The following is a 1464-nucleotide window of genomic DNA, read 5'->3' as shown; positions in this document are numbered from 1 at the left end:
CCCCATTACCTTCTTGGTGGCCCCGCAATGGGGCGCCCGGCCTCCGGAGTTGGCATGACTCTCTCCCCCTGTCGAGTTGATGGCTTGGGGGGTGGTGTCACCGGCTCCGGAGGCATCGACAGACCGCTGATTAGGGGCATGACCACCGGCTTCTTCGCAGGTCGGGAGGCTCTTCGTGATGTGGATGTGGCAATCGGTGCCGTGGGACGGCCGGGCAAGGACGACCGGAGGACGCAAGTGATCGACGTCAGTGACATCGGTGCCTTCCTCGGCCTGGACGTCGGCAAGGGCGAACACCACGCCACCGCCGTCACCCCGGCCGGGAAGAAGGCTTTCGACAAGCGGCTGCCCAACAGCGAGCCCAAGCTCCGCGAGGTGGTCGGGAAACTGCAGGCCAAGCACGGGACCGTCCTTGTTGTGGTGGATCAGCCGGCCTCGATCGGGGCCCTGCCACTGGCGGTGGCCCGGGACATGGGCTGCCCGGTCGCCTACCTGCCCGGGCTGACGATGCGGCGGATCGCTGACCTCTATCCCGGCGAGGCCAAGACCGATGCCCGCGACGCCTTCGTCATCGCGGATGCCGCCCGCATCATGCCGCACACACTCCGCTCGGTCGACCTTGAGGACGAGACCATCGCCGAGCTGGAGATGATCGTCGGCTTCGACGACGACCTGGCCGGCGAAGCGACAAGGATCAGCAACCGGCTTCGGGGCCTGCTCACGCAGGTCCATCCGTCGCTGGAGCGGGTCCTGGGGCCGCGAGTGCAGCATCCGGCCGTGCTCAGGCTCCTCGACCAGTTCGGTTCCCCGGCGCAGATCCGCAAGGCCGGACGACGCCGGCTGATCACATTGATGCGTCCGAAGGCACCGCGGATGGCCGAGCGCCTGGTCGAGGACATCTTCACTGCTCTGGACGAGCAGACCGTCGTCGTCCCGGGCACAGGCGCGGCGGCATTGATCGTTCCCAGCCTCGCCACCTCGCTCCAAGCGGTGCTTGACCAGCGGAAACTCCTCGCTTCGAGGATCGAGGAACTGCTGGAGGCACACCCTCTTTCGAAGGTCCTGACGTCCATGCCGGGGATCGGCGTCAGGACCGGAGCACGCATCCTCATCGACGTCGGCGACGGATCCAGTTTCCCGTCCGCCGCCCACCTCGCCGCCTACGCAGGCCTCGCCCCAACGACCCGCAGTTCCGGTTCCTCGATCCGCGGCGAACAGCCTTCCCGGCGCGGAAACAAGCAGCTCAAACGGGCCTTCTTCCTCTCCGCATTCGCAGCCCTGGCCGACCCGGCCTCCCGCACCTACTACGACAAGAAGATCAGCCAGGGCAAGCACCACACTCAAGCCCTCCTCTGCCTCGCCAGGCGCCGGGCCGACGTCCTCTTCGCCATGCTCCGAGACGGCACCTACTACGATCCCCAACCTGCCCCATCACCTTGACCAAACCCATAGGGGCACCCCCCC

Annotated in this window: 1 protein-coding gene; it reads left to right on the top strand. The window is 67.1% G+C overall.

Features of this window, described 5'->3' with window-relative positions; genetic code table 11:
* The first annotated feature begins 237 nt into the window (after positions 1-237).
* On the top strand, positions 238-1440 hold the full coding sequence (locus tag ABZX40_RS41495) for an IS110 family transposase (RefSeq protein ID WP_355751417.1): 1203 nt from the start codon (positions 238-240) through the stop codon (positions 1438-1440).
* The last annotated feature ends 24 nt before the right edge of the window (positions 1441-1464 follow it).

Source organism: Streptomyces sp. NPDC004610 (assembly GCF_040609715.1).
GTDB lineage: Bacteria > Actinomycetota > Actinomycetes > Streptomycetales > Streptomycetaceae > Streptomyces.
This window is presented reverse-complemented; position numbering and strand designations above follow the sequence as displayed.